Origin of the sequence: Labedella endophytica (genome assembly GCF_003990045.1) — a bacterium.
GTDB classification, from domain to species: domain Bacteria; phylum Actinomycetota; class Actinomycetes; order Actinomycetales; family Microbacteriaceae; genus Labedella; species Labedella endophytica.
The window spans coordinates 1482684-1501345 of sequence record NZ_RZGZ01000002.1 but is presented as its reverse complement, the minus strand read 5'-3'; the positions used below and the strand labels follow the sequence as shown (position 1 = coordinate 1501345).

At 69.8% G+C, this 18662-nt stretch carries 22 protein-coding genes; 12 read left to right on the top strand and 10 right to left on the bottom strand.

Going from position 1 to position 18662, the window contains the following annotated elements; translation table 11 throughout:
* Positions 1-24: 24 nt before the first annotated feature.
* The gene (locus tag ELQ94_RS10530; protein WP_127049844.1) at positions 25-561 is read left to right on the top strand and encodes a GNAT family N-acetyltransferase; all 537 of its coding nucleotides are present in this window, start codon (positions 25-27) and stop codon (positions 559-561) included.
* 150 nt (positions 562-711) lie between these two features.
* A complete protein-coding gene (locus ELQ94_RS10525) occupies positions 712-1359 on the top strand; it encodes a histidine phosphatase family protein (RefSeq protein WP_127049842.1) in 648 nt (215 codons plus the stop codon).
* 123 nt (positions 1360-1482) lie between these two features.
* Here the strand turns inward: ELQ94_RS10525 and ELQ94_RS10520 are convergent, their stop codons facing one another.
* Both ELQ94_RS10520 and ELQ94_RS10515 read right to left on the bottom strand, forming a co-directional pair.
* A complete protein-coding gene (locus ELQ94_RS10520; RefSeq protein ID WP_127049840.1) occupies positions 1483-2085 on the bottom strand; it encodes an LURP-one-related family protein in 603 nt (200 codons plus the stop codon).
* A gap of 150 nt (positions 2086-2235) precedes the next feature.
* Complete coding sequence (locus tag ELQ94_RS10515) at positions 2236-3093, bottom strand: amidohydrolase family protein (RefSeq protein WP_166404735.1); 858 nt, start codon at positions 3091-3093, stop codon at positions 2236-2238.
* A gap of 184 nt (positions 3094-3277) precedes the next feature.
* On the opposite strand from ELQ94_RS10515, the gene ELQ94_RS10510 reads away from it, so the two are divergent.
* Entirely contained in the window at positions 3278-3541 is a 264-nt protein-coding gene (locus ELQ94_RS10510) for a hypothetical protein (protein ID WP_127049836.1), read from the top strand.
* Positions 3542-3612: 71 nt separating this feature from the next.
* Here the strand turns inward: ELQ94_RS10510 and ELQ94_RS10505 are convergent, their stop codons facing one another.
* The gene (locus ELQ94_RS10505; protein ID WP_127049834.1) at positions 3613-4320 is read right to left on the bottom strand and encodes a hypothetical protein; all 708 of its coding nucleotides are present in this window, start codon (positions 4318-4320) and stop codon (positions 3613-3615) included.
* Positions 4321-4574: 254 nt separating this feature from the next.
* Between ELQ94_RS10505 and ELQ94_RS10500 the strand changes: the two genes are divergently transcribed.
* The 4 genes from ELQ94_RS10500 to ELQ94_RS10485 all read left to right on the top strand — a co-directional run bounded on the left by ELQ94_RS10500 (position 4575) and on the right by ELQ94_RS10485 (position 9221).
* Positions 4575-5525: an aldo/keto reductase gene (locus ELQ94_RS10500; protein WP_127049831.1), complete on the top strand. Its 951-nt coding sequence runs from the start codon at positions 4575-4577 to the stop codon at positions 5523-5525.
* A 140-nt stretch (positions 5526-5665) separates the two neighbouring features.
* Positions 5666-7456 carry a circularly permuted type 2 ATP-grasp protein gene (locus ELQ94_RS10495; protein ID WP_127049829.1) on the top strand — a complete coding sequence of 597 codons (1791 nt, stop codon included), beginning with the start codon at positions 5666-5668 and terminating at the stop codon, positions 7454-7456.
* The gene (locus ELQ94_RS10490) at positions 7450-8379 is read left to right on the top strand and encodes an alpha-E domain-containing protein (protein ID WP_127049827.1); all 930 of its coding nucleotides are present in this window, start codon (positions 7450-7452) and stop codon (positions 8377-8379) included. The genes ELQ94_RS10495 and ELQ94_RS10490 overlap by 7 nt, the downstream gene beginning before the upstream one ends.
* Positions 8376-9221: a transglutaminase family protein gene (locus ELQ94_RS10485; protein ID WP_127049825.1), complete on the top strand. Its 846-nt coding sequence runs from the start codon at positions 8376-8378 to the stop codon at positions 9219-9221. The genes ELQ94_RS10490 and ELQ94_RS10485 overlap by 4 nt, the downstream gene beginning before the upstream one ends.
* A gap of 86 nt (positions 9222-9307) precedes the next feature.
* Here the strand turns inward: ELQ94_RS10485 and ELQ94_RS10480 are convergent, their stop codons facing one another.
* Positions 9308-9676 carry a winged helix-turn-helix transcriptional regulator gene (locus ELQ94_RS10480; RefSeq protein ID WP_243696980.1) on the bottom strand — a complete coding sequence of 123 codons (369 nt, stop codon included), beginning with the start codon at positions 9674-9676 and terminating at the stop codon, positions 9308-9310.
* Between the two features lie 139 nt (positions 9677-9815).
* Between ELQ94_RS10480 and ELQ94_RS10475 the strand changes: the two genes are divergently transcribed.
* Positions 9816-10691, top strand: coding sequence for an SDR family oxidoreductase (locus tag ELQ94_RS10475; RefSeq protein ID WP_127049821.1), 876 nt, complete (start codon positions 9816-9818; stop codon positions 10689-10691).
* A gap of 224 nt (positions 10692-10915) precedes the next feature.
* On the opposite strand, the gene ELQ94_RS10470 is transcribed toward ELQ94_RS10475, so the two are convergent.
* A complete protein-coding gene (locus ELQ94_RS10470; RefSeq protein WP_127049819.1) occupies positions 10916-11389 on the bottom strand; it encodes an anthrone oxygenase family protein in 474 nt (157 codons plus the stop codon).
* An 80-nt stretch (positions 11390-11469) separates the two neighbouring features.
* Here ELQ94_RS10470 and ELQ94_RS10465 point away from each other — a divergent pair, with 80 nt between their 5' ends.
* Complete coding sequence (locus tag ELQ94_RS10465) at positions 11470-12441, top strand: AraC family transcriptional regulator (protein ID WP_127049817.1); 972 nt, start codon at positions 11470-11472, stop codon at positions 12439-12441.
* Between the two features lies 1 nt (position 12442).
* Here the strand turns inward: ELQ94_RS10465 and ELQ94_RS10460 are convergent, their stop codons facing one another.
* Positions 12443-13228: a LuxR C-terminal-related transcriptional regulator gene (locus ELQ94_RS10460; protein ID WP_243696955.1), complete on the bottom strand. Its 786-nt coding sequence runs from the start codon at positions 13226-13228 to the stop codon at positions 12443-12445.
* A 98-nt stretch (positions 13229-13326) separates the two neighbouring features.
* Between ELQ94_RS10460 and hxlB the strand changes: the two genes are divergently transcribed.
* Positions 13327-13917, top strand: a complete 591-nt coding sequence (gene hxlB, locus ELQ94_RS10455) for a 6-phospho-3-hexuloisomerase (RefSeq protein ID WP_127049813.1) — start codon at positions 13327-13329, stop codon at positions 13915-13917.
* Between the two features lie 44 nt (positions 13918-13961).
* Positions 13962-14588, top strand: coding sequence for a 3-hexulose-6-phosphate synthase (gene hxlA, locus ELQ94_RS10450; RefSeq protein WP_127049811.1), 627 nt, complete (start codon positions 13962-13964; stop codon positions 14586-14588).
* A 107-nt stretch (positions 14589-14695) separates the two neighbouring features.
* Here hxlA and ELQ94_RS10445 read toward each other — a convergent pair whose 3' ends face one another.
* Complete coding sequence (locus ELQ94_RS10445) at positions 14696-15619, bottom strand: ketopantoate reductase family protein (protein ID WP_127049809.1); 924 nt, start codon at positions 15617-15619, stop codon at positions 14696-14698.
* Positions 15620-15703: 84 nt separating this feature from the next.
* Here ELQ94_RS10445 and ELQ94_RS10440 point away from each other — a divergent pair, with 84 nt between their 5' ends.
* Positions 15704-16252: a TetR/AcrR family transcriptional regulator gene (locus tag ELQ94_RS10440; RefSeq protein WP_127049807.1), complete on the top strand. Its 549-nt coding sequence runs from the start codon at positions 15704-15706 to the stop codon at positions 16250-16252.
* Between the two features lie 33 nt (positions 16253-16285).
* On the opposite strand, the gene ELQ94_RS10435 is transcribed toward ELQ94_RS10440, so the two are convergent.
* The 3 genes from ELQ94_RS10435 to ELQ94_RS10425 are packed head-to-tail and all read right to left on the bottom strand — an operon-like array spanning position 16286 to position 18662.
* Positions 16286-17698, bottom strand: a complete 1413-nt coding sequence (locus ELQ94_RS10435) for an MFS transporter (RefSeq protein WP_424977197.1) — start codon at positions 17696-17698, stop codon at positions 16286-16288.
* A 5-nt stretch (positions 17699-17703) separates the two neighbouring features.
* Complete coding sequence (locus tag ELQ94_RS10430; RefSeq protein ID WP_127049803.1) at positions 17704-18129, bottom strand: MarR family winged helix-turn-helix transcriptional regulator; 426 nt, start codon at positions 18127-18129, stop codon at positions 17704-17706.
* 26 nt (positions 18130-18155) lie between these two features.
* Positions 18156-18662, bottom strand: a complete 507-nt coding sequence (locus ELQ94_RS10425; protein WP_127049801.1) for a DUF6328 family protein — start codon at positions 18660-18662, stop codon at positions 18156-18158.

The following is an 18662-nucleotide window of genomic DNA, read 5'->3' as shown; positions in this document are numbered from 1 at the left end:
CGGCGCGGGGCGTAACGTTGTCGGGTGGAATTCAGGACGGCAACGAACGACGACGTGGACGCGATCGTCACCCTCGTCGGTCACGCGTACAGAGGGACGGGCAGCGAGTCCGGATGGACGACGGAGGCGCATCTCTTCGAGGGGCCGCGGACCGATCCGGACGACATCGGGGCGATTCTCGCGACTCCCGCCAACACTCTCACCGTGGCGGTCGACGGCGGTGAGGTCGTGGGCTGCTGCATGGTGAGCGACCGCGGTCGCACCGCGTACTTCGGTCTGTTCGCGGTGTCGCCGTCGGCGCAGGGGTCGGGGCTCGGGAAGGCGCTCCTCGCGGAGGCCGAGCGCATCGCGCACGATCGGCTCGGGGCGGAGCGGATGATCATGACCGTCGTCAGCGTGCGCGCCGAGCTCATCGCCTGGTACGAACGCCGCGGCTACCGGCGTACGGGAGAGATCGTGCCTTTCCCGGCCGAGCACACGGTGCACATCCGTCCGGGCATCGTCCTGGAACTCGCGACACTCGAGAAGACGCTCGTGGGGGCTGGGGCGCCGCTCGGCTGATCGGGGCGCCGCTCGGCTGATCGGGCGGCATCCGCGCGGTATCCAGGGGCCGCTCCGGCTGAGCGGTGACATGACCGCGACGGAACGCCGAATCGGATCCTCGACCGACGACCCTGGGTCCGTTCAGGACGCTCGGATAACGTAGGAGGAATGCGCCTCCTGTTGATCCGCCACGGCGAGACCCCCGACAACGTGAGCGGTTCGCTCGGCACCGTCATCCCCGGTCCCGGACTCACTCCGCTCGGACTCCGGCAGGCCGCGGCCGTGCCGGCGGCGCTCGCCGACGAGAGCATCGTCGGGATCTACGTGTCGCGGATGCGTCGCACGCACCTCACGGCGGCCCCGCTCGCGGAGGCGCTCGGGATCGAGCCCGTCGAGTTGCCGGGGATCCACGAGATCGACGCGGGCCGGCTCGAGGGTCGCAACGATCTCGACGCCGTCTACGAGTACATGGGCACCCTGCTGTCGTGGTGGACCGACCCCGAGGCGCGCGTGGGCGAGAGCGGCACCGAGTTCTTCGCCCGCTTCGACGCCGACGTCGCGCGCATCGCCGGCGAGCACGACGGCACCGTCGCGCTCTTCAGCCACGGAGCGGCGATCCGGGCCTGGAGCTCCAACGTGTCGACCAACCTCGACGCGGACAACACCCGTACGCGCGCGCTCGCGAACACCGCGATGGTCGTGCTCGAGGGCTCCCCGTCGACCGGGTGGGAGTGCGTCGCCTGGCACGACGAGCCGCTCGGCGGCATGATCCTCGACGACGACACGGCCGCCGATCCCACGGGCGACCCCCTCTAGCGAAAGGGCTACTCCCGAGCGAGGGCGCCATCTATACCTAGAGCCCTCGGCATCGAAGTGGCGCCCTCGGTGGGAGAGGAGTCTCGCCCTCGAGGGGAGACGGGCCGGGCCCGCAGCTCCTCCTCAGCGCTGCAGGAGCGCGTCGAGCCCGACGGCCATGGCAGCGGCGAGGCGGTAGTCGATGCGCTGATCACGCACGTCCACCGTGTAGCGGTCGCGGAGCGAGAACTGCCGCTCGCTCGAGAGCACGACCTCGCCGCTCTGCTTGTCCGTGAAGTCGAAGTGGAACGAGAACGGCAGATCCACGAAGCGGCGGATGATCGCGATCGCGTGGTTGCGCTCCTGTCCGTAGGCCTCGAAGCCGGGGCCGGAGAAGTGGAAGCTCGAGCGCAGCAGGCTCGCCTTGAAGTCCTTCTGGAACGAGCCGATGGGGGTGCCGTCGGCGTCGAGCACGTCGTACGTGGCCGCGATGTCCATGCGCTGGCGGGCCTTGAAGGAGAACACCGGCTGGGTGCGCGCCTCATCGGCGTAGAAGGTGACCTGCTCCTTGAAGGCGAGGCGCTTCTGCTGGGCCATGGCGATGATCTCGCCCTCGCTGCCGTCGGGATTGGCCGTACGGATCTCGTAGCGGTTCACCATCGCCGTGATGCGCTGCTTCACGAAGAGGCGCGGGATGTGCTGCGGGTGCGGCTGGGCCGCGTTGGGGCTGAACGTCGCGTCGGTCATGGGGTCCTCCCGGTCGGTGTGCTTCCCCGAGAGTATGGGCGCGATGGGGGGTGGCGCGATGGGCAGGGGTGCCCCAGAAGTGAGGGGGCTCGGCGAGGGCGCCACCTCGGTGCCGAGGGCGGTAGGTGCAGGTGGCGCCCTCGCTCGGGACTAGCCCTGTGGGGGGAGGGAGTAGGTGCGGGTCGCGGTGTCGGCGAAGAGGGCGGAGCGTTCGTCGGGGGAGAGAGGCGCGGACCACTCGACCACGGCGTCGAGCCAGCGGTCGTAGGAGGTGTGGCCACTGGATGCGGGCCAGTCGCTGCCGAAGAGCAGCCGGTCGGCGCCGAAGGACTCGAGGGCCGCGTCGAGCCACGGACGGATGCTCCCCCCGTCCCAATGCAGATCGCCCAGCTGCGTCGGCAGCCCCGAGACCTTGCACACGACGTTCGGACGGAGTGCGAGCTGGGCGATCGAGCGCTGCCACGCCTCGAGAGAGGCGGTGCGAGCGGCATCGGGCTTACCGAGGTGATCGAGCACGATACGCAACTCGGGCACGGCGTCCGCGAGCGCCGTGACGTCGTCGATCTGACCGGCCGTGACGCACGCGTCGAACACGAGCGATCGCGACGCGAGCGCCCGCGCCCCCGTGACGAACGCGTCGGAGCGTGAGAACCCGGCCGGCTCCGACTGGAGCAGACGCCGCACTCCCACCACGAGCTCGTGCTGGACGAGCGCGTCGAGATGCACCGACACCGCGTCGCCGTGCTCGAGCGGCGCGAAGCCGACGATCCCCACGACCGGTCCGTCCGCGGCCACGGACGCGACCCAGTCCACCTCGTCGATCGCCTGGTCCGGTCGGCAGTCCGCCTGCACGAACACGAATCCGTCCACGTGTGCGGTCCCGCTCGCCCGTTCCGACCGGAGCTCTCCGAAGCCCATCGGCCGGTCGAGACTCGGAACGTCGTGGAGCCACACGTAGTCGAGCCGATCGGTGTCCCAGATGTGCAGGTGTGCGTCGATGATCCTCATGCCGCGATACTCCGTCCCCGCCCGCGCCGTCGCGGGCTGCTCGTCGCTGCCAGTCTCGCAGCGCCGCGGTCGGTGGCGCGACGCCGTCGTCCCGGCCCGCTCGAGGGCTGACCGATCGGACCGCCACCCCCGCCTCCCGCCCAGGTGCGCTCGGTAGCATCGAGGTCCACCCTGAGGAGGAACCATGCCCGCCATCGATCCGATCCGTATCGCCGCCCTCGACGAGGCCGTCGCCCGCTACGCGCGGAGCGGCTGGAGCGTGTCCTCCGTGTCCGGCGCCACCGCCGTGCTGCAGCGCAAGAAGCGCATCGGCTGGTTCTGGAACCTCGTGCTCACCCTCATCACGGGTGGCCTGTGGCTCATCGTCGTGGTGATCCGCGTGGTCAACCGCAAGATCCAGACGGTCGTGCTCACGGTGGACGAGTACGCCCGCGTCCACACCTCCTAGTCCCGGACACGAGAACGGGGATGGTGCGCAGATGCGCACCATCCCCGTTCCCCTGTTCGCGGGGAGAAGGACTAGGCGATCGTGCCGGTGCCCTCGGCCTCCATGCGGTCGTCGTGCAGGAGCTCGCCTTCCGCGTCCACCGGGGTCATCGACACGTCGAACGTGATCGGCGAACCGGCCTGGTAGGGGAAGTTCTCGCCGTAGGAGAAGGACTCGCCGGTGCCGAGCGTGTAGACGGACGGGTCGACGTAGGAACCGTCGGCCAGTGCGCCGTCGTTGACGCCCTGCTCCTCGAAGAGGTCGGAATCGACGACGGAATCCATGCCCTGCATGTAGGGCCAGTCGTCGTATCGGGCGTCGATGCTCACGAAGCTCGAACCGAGATCGATCGGGTCGCCCGTGTTCGAGACGACGTAGTTGACGAAGACGATCTCGTCACCCTCGGCGATGATCGGCTCGTTGGTGTCGGGGTCGACGAACTGGCCCGTCTTGGTCGCCGTGGTCGTGCCCACCTGGTAGACCTCGACGGTGACGCCGTCGTCGAGCTCGATCGTGGAGATGAGCTCGCCGCCCTCGGTCACGGGGTTCGCCCATGCGGGCTGGCCCTCCGCGCTCGGCGCCTCGGCCTCTTCCGTCTCCTCGACCTCGGCGGGCTCGGACTCGACCGACTGCTCGGTCTCGGGTGCCTCCTCCTCGGCCGACGAACAGCCGACGAGTCCGAGGAGGCCGATGCTCGCGATCGCGGCGGCGGTCAGGGTGCGGGAACGGGAGATGCGCATGGGGTCTCTTTTCGTCTGTCGGTCTGTGTGTCTGTGTCACTGGCGACGTGCTGTGCGTCGTACCTCTGACGCTAACGACCGCGGCCACCGAACACGATGGGCAGCCCTCCCCCATGGTTGGGGGTACGGGCCGGGGTACGGGGCCTGATCGCGCGGCGTTTTCGTCCCGTCCGCGGCGCTCGCGGCGCGGCTTCCATCGCCCGGATGCGGTGTCGTGGCGGAATACCCCCGAACGGATCGCGTTCCCCTCTCCTATGACGACTTCCTCCTCGCCCCTCGTTCCCATCGGCCGGTCCGACCTCCGCGTCTTCCCGCTCGCCCTCGGCGGCAACGTCTTCGGCTGGACCTCGGACCGCGACGCGTCGTTCGCGATCCTCGACGCCTTCACCGACGGTGGCGGCAACCTCGTGGACACCGCCGACGGGTATTCGCACTGGGTGCCCGGTCACACGGGCGGGGAGTCGGAGACGCTCATCGGCGAGTGGATCGCCCGCACCGGTCGTCGCGACGACCTCGTCATCGCGACGAAGGTCAGCACCCACCCGAAGTTCGCAGGTCTCGCCCCCGAGAACATCCGGGCGGCGGCCGATGCCTCGCTCGCGCGACTCGGCACCGACGTGATCGACGTCTACTACGCCCACTTCGACGACGAGTCCGTGCCGCTCGAGGACACGGTCGCCGCCTTCTCCGGGCTCGTGGACGCGGGCAAGATCCGCACGATCGCCGTGTCCAACTACTCGGCCGACCGCATCGACGAGTGGATGGCCGTGACCGAGGCGAACGGGTTCCACGCCCCCGTCGCGCTGCAGCCGCACTACAACCTCGTCGAGCGCGAGTTCGAGGGGGAGCTGCGCGAGCGCGCCGAGCGCCACGAGCTCGGCGTCTTCCCCTACTTCGCTCTCGCGAAGGGTTTCCTCACGGGCAAGTACCGCGGTGGGGCCGTTGTCGACAGCCCGCGTGCCGGCGGAGCGGCCGAGTATCTCGACGCCCGCGGTGATGCGGTCATCGAGGCGCTCGACGCCGTGGCCGAAGCTCACGGCGCGAGCCTCGCGACCGTCGCGCTCGCGTGGCTCCGCGAGCAGCCCACGGTGGTCGCGCCGATCGCGAGCGCGAGCCGCCTCGAGCAGCTGCCCGACCTGCTCGCCTCCGCGACGATCGAGCTCACCCCCGCCGAGCTCGACTCCCTCACGGCCGCCTCCGCCTGACCCCCGTCTCTCCCTCCTGAAAACTTCCTTTGTGCTTGAAAATTCGAGCACAGAGGAAGTTTTTAGGAGTGTGAGGAGGGCGGGAGAGGGGAGGGGCGGGCGAAACATGGGCGCAACACGGCCGCGTGTAGGCTCGGCCCATGGGAGACCTGTTCGACGGATACGGCGCCACGCTCGCGCCTCGGAAGACCGTCAAGGGCGTGCCGCCCTGGGACGAGATGTTCGAGGACGGCGGTTCACCCGTCGGCGTCGCCGAGGCCCGACCGGGTTATCGCGACATCTACAATTCGCTCGCCGCGATGACCCAGGAGGAGCTCAGGGGCCGCACGGACGCGCTCGCGAGTTCGTATCTCGCCCAGGGAGTGACGTTCGACTTCGCGGGCGAGGAACGCCCCTTCCCGCTCGACGCCGTCCCGCGTGTGATCGAGCAGGGCGAATGGACGGGCGTCGAGGCCGGAATCAAGCAGCGTGTCCGCGCACTCGAGGCCTTCCTCTCCGACGTCTACGGCCGCCAGAACGCGGTTCGCGACGGCATCATCCCCGCGAGCCTCATCTCGTCGTCGCAGCACTTCCACCGTCAGGCCGCCGGCATCACGAGCGCGAACGGCGTGCGCATCCACGTGTCCGGCATCGACCTGATCCGTGACGAGAACGGCGAGCTGCGCGTACTCGAGGACAACGTGCGCGTGCCGAGCGGTGTGAGCTACGTCATCTCCAACCGCCGCGTCATGGCCCAGACGCTTCCGGAGCTCTTCGTCTCGATGAAGGTGCGCCCGGTCGGCGACTACCCCAACAAGCTCTTGCAGGCCCTCCGCGCGAGCGCCCCGAACGGCGTCGAGGACCCGAACGTCGTCGTGCTCACGCCCGGCGTCTACAATTCCGCCTATTTCGAGCACACGCTGCTCGCTCGTCTCATGGGTGTGGAGCTCGTGGAGGGCCGTGACCTCTTCTGTGCGAGCGGCAAGGTCTTCATGCGCACGACGAGCGGGCCCCAGCGTGTCGACGTCATCTACCGCCGCGTCGACGACGAGTTCCTCGACCCGCTGCAGTTCCGCGCCGACTCGATGCTCGGCTCCCCTGGGCTCATGCTCGCCGCGCGTCTCGGCAACGTCACGATCGCGAACGCGGTCGGCAACGGCGTGGCCGACGACAAGCTCGTCTACACCTACGTGCCGGAGCTCGTCCGCTACTACCTCGGTGAGGAGCCGCTCCTCAAGAACGTCGACACGTGGCGCCTCGAGGACCCGGGTGCCCTCGAGGAGGTCCTCGACCGGCTCGACGAACTCGTGGTGAAGCCCGTCGACGGCTCCGGCGGCAAAGGACTCGTCGTGGGGCCCGACGCATCACCGAAGGAGCTCGACGAACTGCGGACGCGCCTCCGCGCCGACCCGCGAGGCTGGATCGCGCAGCCCGTGGTCATGCTCTCCACCATCCCCACCCTCGTCGAGGACGGCATGCGTCCGCGCCACGCGGACCTGCGCCCGTTCGCGGTCAACGACGGCAACGACGTGTGGGTACTGCCCGGCGGCCTCACACGCGTCGCGCTCCCCGAGGGCCAGCTCGTGGTCAACTCGAGCCAGGGCGGTGGATCGAAAGACACCTGGATCGTCGGCGCTGCCGAGCAGCGGGGGCTGCCGGAGGATTCGCCCCACGACATCCAGGGGCTCGTCGCCGACCAGGCGACGGTGACCCAGGCGATCCCCATCATCTACGCGGACCAGCCCGAACCGGAGCATTCACCGTACGACCGCCCCGCGCGCTCCGGTCAGGCGGAACAGCAGCAACAGTCGTCCGCGCCGGACGTGCCGCAGCAGCACTCGCCCTACGACGGCCCGGGCAACCGGCAGGCGGAACAGCAGCAACAGTCGCGCACCGTCGCTCCCGTCACGGATACCGCCGCGGATGCCGGAACGGAGGGCCACGCATGCTGAGCCGGATCGCCGAGAGCCTCTTCTGGATCGGCCGCTACATCGAGCGCAGCGACGGCACCGCCCGCATCCTCGACGTGCACCTCCAGCTCCTGCTCGAGGACCCGTGGATCGACGAGAACTCCGCGTGCCACTCGCTCCTCAGCGTGATGGGCAGCGATCACGACGACGACGTGCCCCTCACGCGTGAGGACGTTCTGCGCCGGCTCGCGGTGGACCGCACGCACCCGTCGTCGATCGCGTACTCGATCACCGCGGCCCGCGAGAACGCTCGGCGGGCTCGCGAGATCGTGTCGAGCGAGCTGTGGGAATGCCTCAACACCACGCGCACGCGCATGCCGCGACGCGTCGACGCCGACCAGGTGCACTCCTTCTTCCGCTGGGTGCGCGAGCGGTCGGCGCTCGCCGTGGGCATCGTGGACTCGGCGACGAGTCGCGACGACGCGTGGCGGTTCTTCACCCTCGGGCGCAGCATCGAGCGCGCCGACATGACGGCGCGCCTGCTCGCGACGCGGTCGCTCACGGAGGCGTCGGGCCCGTCGTGGACCACGATCCTCCGCTCGTGCGGGGCGTACGAGGCCTACCTCCGCACCTACCGCGGCGTGCCGAGCGCGACGAACGCGGCGGAGTTCCTCCTGCTCGACCGGCTGTTCCCGCGGTCGATCATGTTCTCGATCATCGAGGGTCTCGAGTGCGTGCGGGAACTCGAACCGCGCACGGATCGCGTGGGGGTGTCGGGGCAGTCGCAGCGACTGCTCGGCCAGATCCGCAGCGAACTCGAGTACACGCCCATCACGCAGATCCTCGAGGACCTGCCGCGGCACATGGACAACGTGCAGCGGGCCACGCTCGAGACGTCGGAGGCCGTGCGCCAGCGCTTCTTCCCGACACAGGCCGAGCCGAGCTGGATCGGGGAGAACGCATGAAGCGACTACGGATCGTCCACCGCACGGGCTTCACGTACGAGGGGCACGTGCAGACCTCGTACAACGAGGCGCGCATGCTGCCGACCACGACGGACGGGCAGTTCGTGCTCGAGGCGGGCATCCAGATCGACCCTCCCGCCAGCCAGAACATGTACACCGACTACTTCGGCTCCAAGGTCACGGCGTTCGAGGTGCTCTCGAAGCACAGCGAGCTGTCGCTCACCGCGTCGAGCCTCGTGGAGGTGCGCCCGCGCCCGCACCACGACAGCGCGATCACGTGGGAACAGCTCGATCAGCTCGTCAAGCGCAGTGTCGAGACGGTCGAGCAGAGCGAACAGACCAGGCGCACCGCTCCCCCCGAGGATCTCGTGAGGATGGCGGAGGAGGTGCGCTCGCGGCACGAGACGCCGTACGGCGCGGCCCTCGAGATCGCCGAGACGGTGGGGCGCGAGGTCGCGTACGTGCAGGGCGTCACGGGCGTGCAGACGACGGCGTCCGACGCGTGGAGCAAGAAGCACGGCGTCTGCCAGGACATCACGCACATCACGCTCGGAGCGCTCCGCTCGATCGGCATCCCCGCCCGTTACGTGTCGGGGTACCTGCACCCGCGCCCGGACGCCCCGGTCGGCGAGACGGTCACGGGGGAGTCGCACGCATGGGTGGAGTGGTTCTCGGGCTCGTGGCACGGCTACGACCCTACGAACCTCATCGAGATCGGTGACCGGCACGTGCTCGTGGGTCGCGGTCGCGATTATCAGGACGTCGCTCCGCTGCGCGGCGTCTACGCCGGCCCGTTCAAGTCGTCCCTCTTCGTCCGGGTGGAGATCACCCGCGAGTCCTGACCCCCACCTTCACTCACCCTCTCCCTCCTAAAAACTTCCTTTGTGCTTGAAAATTCGAGCACAAAGGAAGTTTTCAGGGGGGAGAGTCAGGGGGTGGGGAGGATGCGGGCGGTGTTGTCCGCGATCCAGGCGACGAGGGGGAGCAGGTGCTCCGCGAGGTCGCGGCCGAGCGGGGTGAGGCTGTAGTCGACACGGGGCGGGATGGTGGGCTGCGCCTCCCGGAGGACGAAGCCGTCCTGCTCAAGGATCTTGAGCGTCTGGGCGAGCATCTTCTCGCTGATGCCCTCGACTCCGCGCCGGAGCTCGCCCCAGCGGAGCGATCGCTCGGCGAGGGCGACCATGACGAGTACACCCCACTTGCTCGTGACGTGATCGAGTACGACGCGCGTGGGGCAGACGGCCGAGAAGACGCCGTCGGTCGTGCCCGGTCCGGAGAGGATGGCGCGCACATCGATCGCTGTCGAGGCGGCCCGGGATTCCACATAACTTTCCATCAGGTGGGTAGCTTACCGGAAAGTGGGTACTGCGGATCGGGAAGAATCGCAGCACCGCGCGGTTCCCTTGAGTGAAACGCATCCACCGAAAGGATCCACCATGACCACCACCGCACCCACCCCCATCGTCGTCACCGGCGCCACCGGCCCCCTCGGACGCCACATCGTCGTCGCCCTCATCGCCCGCGGCGTCTCCGCCGCGAACATCGTGGCGGTCGGCCGCAACGCCGACAAGCTCGCGACGCTCGCCGACGCCGGTGTGCGCACGTCCGTCGCCGACTACTCGGACCGCACATCCCTCGACGCCGCGTTCGCCGGTGCCGGAACCCTCGTGCTCGTCTCCGGTAGCGAGGTGGGACAGCGCGTCCAGCAGCACACCAACGCGATCGACGCGGCCGTCGCGGCCGGCGTCTCACGCATCGTCTACACGAGCGCTCCGGCGGCGACGACCTCGACGCTCGTCCTCGCACCCGAGCACAAGGCGACGGAGGAGTACCTCGCACAGTCCGGCGTCACGACGACGATCCTCCGCAACTCCTGGTACACCGAGAACTACGCGGCGGACGTGGCGCGTTCGGCCGAGTCCGGCGTGCTCCTCTCGAGCACCGGTGAGGGCCGTGTCGCAAGCGCGAGCCGCGCCGACTACGCCGATGCGGTGGCAGCCGTCCTCACGTCCGAGGGTCACGAGAACGCCGTCTACGAGCTCTCCGGCGACGTCGCGTGGGCGTACACCGACCTCGCCGCGGCGATCGCCGAGATCACCGGGAAGCCCGTCGAGTGGAAGAACGTCTCGCCCGAGGAGCACGCCGCGGTCCTCACGGGCGCGGGCCTCGACGAGGGCACGGCCGGCTTCGTCGTCGCTCTCGACGGCAACATCCGCGACGGCCTGCTCGGTGTGACGACGGGAGACCTGTCGCGCCTCATCGGCCGTCCGACGACGCCGCTCGTCGAGGGGCTGCGCGCCGCTATCGCCTGATCCGGGACGCGCGACCGGTCGTCGCGCTGCACTTTCTGGTCGGCGCTGCAGCAATCGCTGTAGCGCCGACCAATTGCTGCAGCGCATGGTGCACAGGCTGCCGCGCGACGAGGATCGGACCGATCGGCGGGCGACGGGGAGGAGGAAAGGCGTCGCCCCGCTCCATCTGAGGGGTGCGGGCTTTCTCGACGCAGAACACGGACCTGCCCGAGGGGTTCCTCTCGTCAGGGGGTCGAACCGAGCATCAGGAGGGCGGCCCCCGCGATCGAGGCGACGGCTCGGATGGAATTCGCGCGCACCCATGGGCCGCGGTACCGGTGCCAGGCGCCGTCCCTCCGCGTGAGGTCGAGTGCGCGGTTCAGCGGGACGTTCCGGACGAGGGTCGTGATGAATCCGAGGAGGACGAGCCCGGCTCCGGCGATGCGTGCGCCCCGGAGTCCGTCGTCGGACGCCTCGGTCGACGCGAGAGCGGCGACGTCGACCGAGACGACGGCGCCCGCCGCGAGGGCCGATCCGAAGAACAGGGCGAGGAACGGCGGACGCTCCGCCGCGGTGTTGACGGCGCGCATCGCGGAGGCGGCCCGGTCGGGTCCGAGCCGATCGAGCGCGGGCATCACCATGGTGGAGAAGACGAGGTAGGCGCCACCGACGGTGGCGGCCGATACGGTGGCGATCAGGGTGAGGGGTGAGCCGGTCATGTCACCAGTGTGGGCGAGCCGGTGGAGACGTGGAATGCGTTCGGCGACCGATTGCATACGTGAGCGTCTAGGGTGGCGGCATGGATCCGCTCGATCGCCTCATGCACACACGGATCGACGGACGATCGATCGGCGCCGATCCTCGAGCCAGGGGGGCGTTCGCCCTCCGCATCGTCATGACCGGCCGGTGGGCGATCGACGTGGACGACGACGCGGCACTGTCCGTCCTGATCGTCCTCGCCGGTCACGCTGTCCTCGACCGGTCGGGGTCGACGGTCGGCCTCTCCGCCGGCGACGTGGTGCTCCTGCCCCGTGGGGAGTCGTACAGTGTTGCGGATGCCGCGGGTTCTCCTCGTGTCGCGCGCATCTCGCCCGGGCAGGTGTGCACGAGCGTCGAGGGGGCGGACCTCTCGGTCGAGTTCGGGCGGGGGGTGCGGTCGTGGGGGAACGCGACCGACGGGATGAGTGAGACCACGATGCTCCTCGGCGCCTACGAGCACGCCGGCGCCGTCGGGCCGCTGACGCTCGCGTCCCTGCCGGCCGTCGCGCATGTCCGAGACGGGGCCGCCGAGGCGCCCGTCGTCGCACTGCTCGCCGCCGAGATGGGCCAGGAGGGGATCGGTCAGCAGACGGTCATCGATCGGCTCCTCGATGTGCTCGTGGTCACGGCCGTGCGGAGCTTCTCCGAGTCCCCGGGGTACACGCGGACGGGGTGGCTCGGCGCCACCGGCGATCCCGTCGTCGAGCATGCACTCCGGCTCCTCCACGCGGCACCGGAGGAGCCCTGGACGATCGAGCGTCTGGCGCACGCCGCCCACGTCTCCCGCGCGACACTTGCCGCGCGGTTCCGTCGCCGGGTCGGGGTGGCGCCCATGACCTATCTCTCCGAGTGGCGGTTACGTGTGGCGAGCGAGATGCTGCTCGCCGGGGCGAGCGTCGGCGAGGTCGCGGATGCCGTCGGCTACGCGAGCCCCTTCAGCTTCAGCGCCGCCTTCCGTCGTCACCACGGGGTGACCCCGAGCGAGGTCCGTCGCCGCGCCGCCGGACGGTAGCTCAGCGGGTCGCGAGGGCGGCGAGCTCGGAGCGCGAGGACGCGCCGGCCTTGCGCAGCAGGTTCGAGACGTGGAACTTGACGGTGTTCTCGCTGATGGCGAGCTGGTTCGCGATCGTGCGGTTCCGCGCCCCGGATGCGACGAGACGGAGCACTTCGCGCTCGCGTGTGCTCAGTTCGACGCTGTCGAGGGATTCGGGGAGGGCCGGAGGATCGAGCGGCAGGCGGATCGCGAGGTCCGAGCCCCAGCCGGCCGTGGAGGACACGCCCAGGTCGCCCCCGAGCGCGGCGACTCGCTCGGCGATGGGTCGGAGGGAGTCGTCGTGGACGGTGAGCTCGCCGCGACCGTCGTCCCGGATGTCGATGAGGAGGTTGAGCCCGTCGCAGTCCCACTGGATGCGGACGCGGTTGGTCTCGCCGTGATCGACGAATGCCAGGACGGCGCTCCGGACGATCGCGCGAGCCGCGTGCGCGACCTCGCCGGGGAGCGCGCGCCCCGTCGCCGGCGGCTCCACGAACTGCACGTCGAGGTCGCCGTGGCGGACGAGGGGGCGGAGGTCGTTCCGCAGCCGGGCGAAGGCGCCGATGACGGGTTCGACGAGGCTGTCGCGGAACTCGTCGCTCGCCGTACGGAGATCCACGAGCGCCCCGGCGGCGAGTTCCGTCGCCATGGTGCGCGCTGCGCGGTCGTCGAGGCGGCGCGAGCGGAGCACGGCGAGGATCGATTCGAGCGTCACTGCGTGGCTGTCGGCCTGGTCGGCGGCGATCTGGAGCGTGTCGGCGGTCATGGCCCGACTATACGCTCCGCCCATCCCATCCTTTCGGGTAGGTCGAACTCTCCGAAGGTGGGAGGGGACGGCGCCCGCAGGAGACGCAGGATGGAGGAATGGCCACTCCTGACACGTCCGTCTCCGAGGCGCTCGATCTCATCCGGCGGGAACTCGACACCCTCATCGACGGGGCGATCGCCGAGGCGAACGACGCCGAGACCGACGCGTTCGAGGCCGTCGCGGATCTGCTCGCCGACGCCGAGCGCGTCTTCGTGGTCGGCGCCGGCCGCTCGGGCCTGGCCCTGCGGATGACGGCGATGCGCCTCATGCACCTGGGCCTCGAGGTCCACGTCGTCGGCGAGGTGACGACGCCCGCGATCGCCGCCGGTGACGTCCTCCTCACCGCGAGCGGTTCCGGCACGACGGGTGCCATCGTGCACGCGGCCGAGAACGCCGCCGAGGCGGGGGCGCGGATCGCCGCCATCACGACGGCCGCCGACTCTCCGCTCGCACGCCTGGCGACCGCTGTCGTGGTCGTTCCGGCCGCGGACAAGCTCGACCGCTCGGGCACGGCCTCGGCTCAGTACGCCGGCGGCCTCTTCGAGCAGCTCGTGGTCGTGCTCGGCGACGCGCTGTTCCACGCGCTCTGGAAGCGCTCCGGCGCGAGCGCCGACGAGCTCTGGCCCCGTCACGCGAATCTCGAGTGACCTGTGACCTTCTTCTCCTCCCCCATTACACGAATAGGAACCTCATGAAACTGCAGTTCGCCATGGACACCCTCACGACCGAAGCCGCCCTCGAGCTCGCCGCCGCCGCGGCGCCGCACGTCGACATCCTCGAGCTCGGCACCCCGCTCATCAAGAGCGCGGGCCTCTCCGCCGTCACGGCCATCAAGGAGGCGCACCCCGACAAGATCGTGTTCGCCGACCTCAAGACGATGGACGCGGGCGAGCTCGAAGCCGACATGACCTTCGCCGCGGGTGCCGACCTCGTGACCGTACTCGGCACGGCCGGCGACAGCACGATCGTCGGAGCCGTCACGGCCGCCAAGAAGCACGGCAAGGGCGTCGTGGTCGACCTCATCGGCGTCGCCGACAAGCCCAAGCGCGCGAAGGAGGTCGTCGCCCTCGGCGCCGAGTTCGTGGAGATGCACGCGGGACTCGACGAGCAGGCCGAAGAGGGCTTCACGTTCTCCACGCTGCTCCGCGATGGCGAAGCCTCCGGCGTGCCGTTCTCGGTCGCGGGCGGGATCAACGTCTCGACCATCGTCGCGGTGCAGCAGTCCGGCGCTCAGGTCGCCGTCGCGGGCGGCGCCATCTACGGCGCGGACGACGTGGGAGCGGCTGCCGCCGAGCTCCGCGCCGCCATCACCGACTGACCCGGATCGACGGCTCGGCATCGCGAGCGCTACACCCCGAGCCGAGCGCTACAGGAATTCCTGTAGCGCTCGGCTCATTCTGTGGCGCTCACTGCATCGTCCGGAGGTCACCGTTCGAGGCGCGGGGCGGGGATGCCGAGTCGGCGCGCCTCGCGGAGGGTGTCCTCGATCACGGCGCGCGCCTCGGGTGCGTCCGGGTCCGTGTGCGCCGCAAGGCTCCGGCGCGCCATGGGAACGAGCCGGGTCGCACCCGCCGACGCCGCAGCGGTCGGTCGGGGGAATCGGAAGGGCAGTGTGGACCCTCGGTGTCGATGGACATTGACGCCCCGGGCCGTCAGGAGAGGGAGCAGCTCTCTGGTCGTCTCGAACGCTCGACGGAACGCTCGGCGGTTCCCGATCATCGCCGCGAGCGATCCGCTCCGTCTCGCCTCGGAGAACATCCCGGCGTCGGCGATGAAGTGCAGCCAGAGCCAGCCCCGCATGTCCGTCTCTCGGCGAACGCCGAGGCCGGCCGACCGAAAAGCGGCCGACACCGCCTGCTCGCGCGATGCCGTTGCGGTGTCCGTCGTGCCGATGATGACGGAGCGCATCAACGCCCCCGAGAGCACGCCGTCGTCCCCGAACCCCCCGCCCGCTTGGGGGAATCCGAACACGAGCCGGTCGGCCGGGATCGGCGCGACGGCCGCGGTCGGCTCCTCCCAGAGATTGCCGAACACGAGCACGGTCGCCGGTCCCAGGCGCGGAGCCAGGAACGCAGCGGCTTCCGCGAGCTGATGATGGCCGACGCTGAGGATGATCAGGTCGAAGCCGTCGTCCGGGCCAAGGGTCTCCCGCAACCGAGTGCGGAACGTCTCGCGGACCCGGCGCCCGAGCAGGGAGCGGCGACCGTCGATCCAGTCCAGTCGCACCGCGTCGCCGTGCTGCTCGGCGCGTCCCGGGCGCACGTAGAACTCGACGTCGTGCCCGGCGCCCTGCAGAACACGGCCGTAGATCGTCGCGATCACTCCGCGTCCGAACATCAGAATGCGCATGCCGTATTCCCTCCGTAAGATGGAGGCTGTCTCCACTTAGGAGAATATGGAGATGGTCTCCATTTGTCAACGAGAGGCACCGACATGGCCGAGACGAGAGTTCTGCGAGCCGATGCCCGCCGCAATCGCGACGCGATCATCGCGGCCGCGCGGGGTGTCTTCGATCGGGGGGACGAGGTGCGTTTCGACGACTTCGCCGCTCTCGCCGGTGTCGGCGTCGGGACGCTCTACCGCCACTTCCCCACGCGGGAGGCGCTGACCGCGGCCGTGTACGCCGGTGAGGTCGCTGCCCTCTGTGACCGCGCCCACGAGCCGACCCGGTCGGCCGGCGAGAACCTCGACGCGTTCCTGCGCGGTTTCGTTGAATACGTCGTGGCGCACGTCGGGCTCGCGCGCGCGCTCGCCACGGTGGTCGACCCCGCGTCGCTCGCGGACGGCGGCCTCCGGCTCGAGCGCACGGTCGCCGAGCTCCTCGAGCGGGCGGCCGCGGACCGCGTCATCCGCGACGATGTGTCCGTCGGTGCGGTGATGGTCGTCCTGCACGGCATCGGATCCGCGATCGATCGACCGCACTGGAAGGCCGAGTCGCGCGCGGCGGTGGAGCTCCTGCTCGCCGGACTCCGATCGGACTGAGCCCTCCGCCGCGGCGCTCGCGGCGCCTGCGGGTCAGCGGCGCCGGGTGCGCTGGCGCGGGATGGGTGCCGTCGGCGTGCGCTTCGACCCCACGTTGTGGCGTGTGTTCGCGCCCGGGAGAGGGATCGGGATCGGGGACGTGAGCGCCACCTGCTCCGAGAAGTCCTCGGGGCCGACGCTCGGGGACGTCGAACGCTCCTTACCCAGGTAGTCGACCTGGAGTCCGAACCGGCCGGCCGGAGACCGGTGCAGCCGCAGGTTCTTCCGCACGATGAGCCACGTGAAGGCGATCGTCGCCGAGACGAGGCCGGCGACTCCGCCGACGACGAGTGCCCAGCGCGGGCCGAACGCGTTCGCGACGGCACCGACGATCGGGGCGCCGATCGGCGTCCCACCCATGAGGATGGCCATGTAGAGCGCCATCACACGGCCGCGCACGGCCGGTTCGGTCGTGGTCTGCACGTAGCCGTTCGCGGTCGTCAGCATCGTGACCGTCGCGAAGCCGATGAGGATGAGCGAGGCGCCGAACGTCCAGAACGTGGGCATGATCGACGACGTGATCGCGGCGAGACCGAAGCCGGCCGACGCGAGGACGACGACGCGCAGGCGCGCCCGTTCCCGTCGCGCCGCGAGGAGCGCACCCGTGAGCGAACCGATCGCGAGGATCGATGACAGCAGGCCGTACTCGCCGGCGCCCCGCCCGAACTCGACAGCCATCGTCGACGCGAAGATCGGGAAGTTCATGCCGAACGCACCGATGAGGAACACGACGGCGAACACGACGAGGAGGTCGGGCCGACCGCGGACGTAGCGGAATCCCTCCGCGAGCTGGCCACGGGCGCGGCTCGCGCGAAGGCGCGGACGGAGCTCGGACGTGCGGATGAAGAGGAGCGCGATGATCATCGCGACGAACGTCCCGGCGTTGAGCACGAACACCCAGCCGGCGCCCACCGCGACGATGAGGAGACCGGACACGGCCGGTCCGATCATGCGCGCAGCATTGAACGATGCGGCGTTGAGGGCCACGGCGTTCGACATGTTGTGCTCGTCCACGAGGTCGGACACGAAGGTCTGCCGCGCGGGGCCGTCGACCGCGTTCACGAGTCCGAGCAGGAGCGCGAAGACGTAGAGGTGCCAGAGCTGCGCGTCCCCGAAGATGAGGAGGAGTCCGAGGGAGAGGCCGAGCAGGAGCAGCGCCGACTGCGTCACCATGATGATCTTGCGCCGGTCGAAGCGGTCGGCGATGAGGCCGGTGATGGGCACGAGCACGAGTTGCGGGCCGAACTGCAGGGCCATCGTGGCGCCAACGGCGACCGCGTCGTTGTCGGTGAGGTCGGTCAGGACCACCCAGTTCTGCGTGGTCGCCTGCATCCAGCTGCCGATGTTCGACACGAGGGCGCCGATGAACCACAGCCGGTAGTTGCGCACGGAGAGCGACCGGAACATCGCGCTCATCGTTCGGCCAGCCTCTGCATGATCGCGGCGGCGCCGGCGAGCGTGGCGCGCTCCTCCGGGGTGGCCGACTTCAGGGCGTGCGTCAGCCAGGCGTCGCGCTTCCTGACGGTGGCTTTCACGGTGTCCGTTCCGGTGGGGGTGAGGGTGATGCTGACGCGGCGCTTGTCGTCGACGTCGGGCACGCGTGTGAGGTACCCGAGGTCTTCGAGGCACCCGACGGTGCGGTTCATGGAGGGGGCGGAGACGCGTTCGCGTTCCGCGAGGGAGCTGAGGGTGTGCGGGCCGTGCGAGAAGAGGGCGGCGAGGACCGAGAACTGGCCGTCGCTCAGGTCGTCGTCGGATTTCTCCGCGCGCAGTCGCCGTGCCAGTCGGAACGTGCCCATTCGCAGGTCCGAACTCTGTTCGGAGATGGTGCGAGGCATTTAGTTAGCATAACTCATTACCCTTGCTAACTATTCCCGTCCCGGCGGGCGGACCGGATGAGCGGGGGCAGCGCGATCCAGATCGTGGCGACGAGGATCACGGCGCCGCCGGCGGCCCACCACCCGGCCGCGGGTGAGAGGACGAACGCGAAGACGAAGTGCACGATCCCGATGATGAGGGCGGAGGCCGCCGTGAGGCACGCGATCAGGATCGAGCTGGCGACCCGCACGAGCTCCCGCTTCGCGCGCTGGCGGAAGAGCAGGCGATGCAGGATCACCGGTGCGAGGGCGAGCAAGGTTGTGAGCGTCGCGAGGACGACGAGACCCAGGTAGAGGTAGTGCTCCTCCGGGCGCAGCTCGGTGAAGCGCTGCTGGAAGGGGAGCGTGAGGAGGAACCCCGCGAGGATCTGCGTGCCGGTCTGCAACACGCGGAATTCCTGGAGGAGCTCCGACCAGTTGCGGTCGTAGCGCTCGTTGGCCGACTCGTCTCGACCATCGGTCGGGTCGGCGTCGCGTGCGTCGGGCAGGGTCAT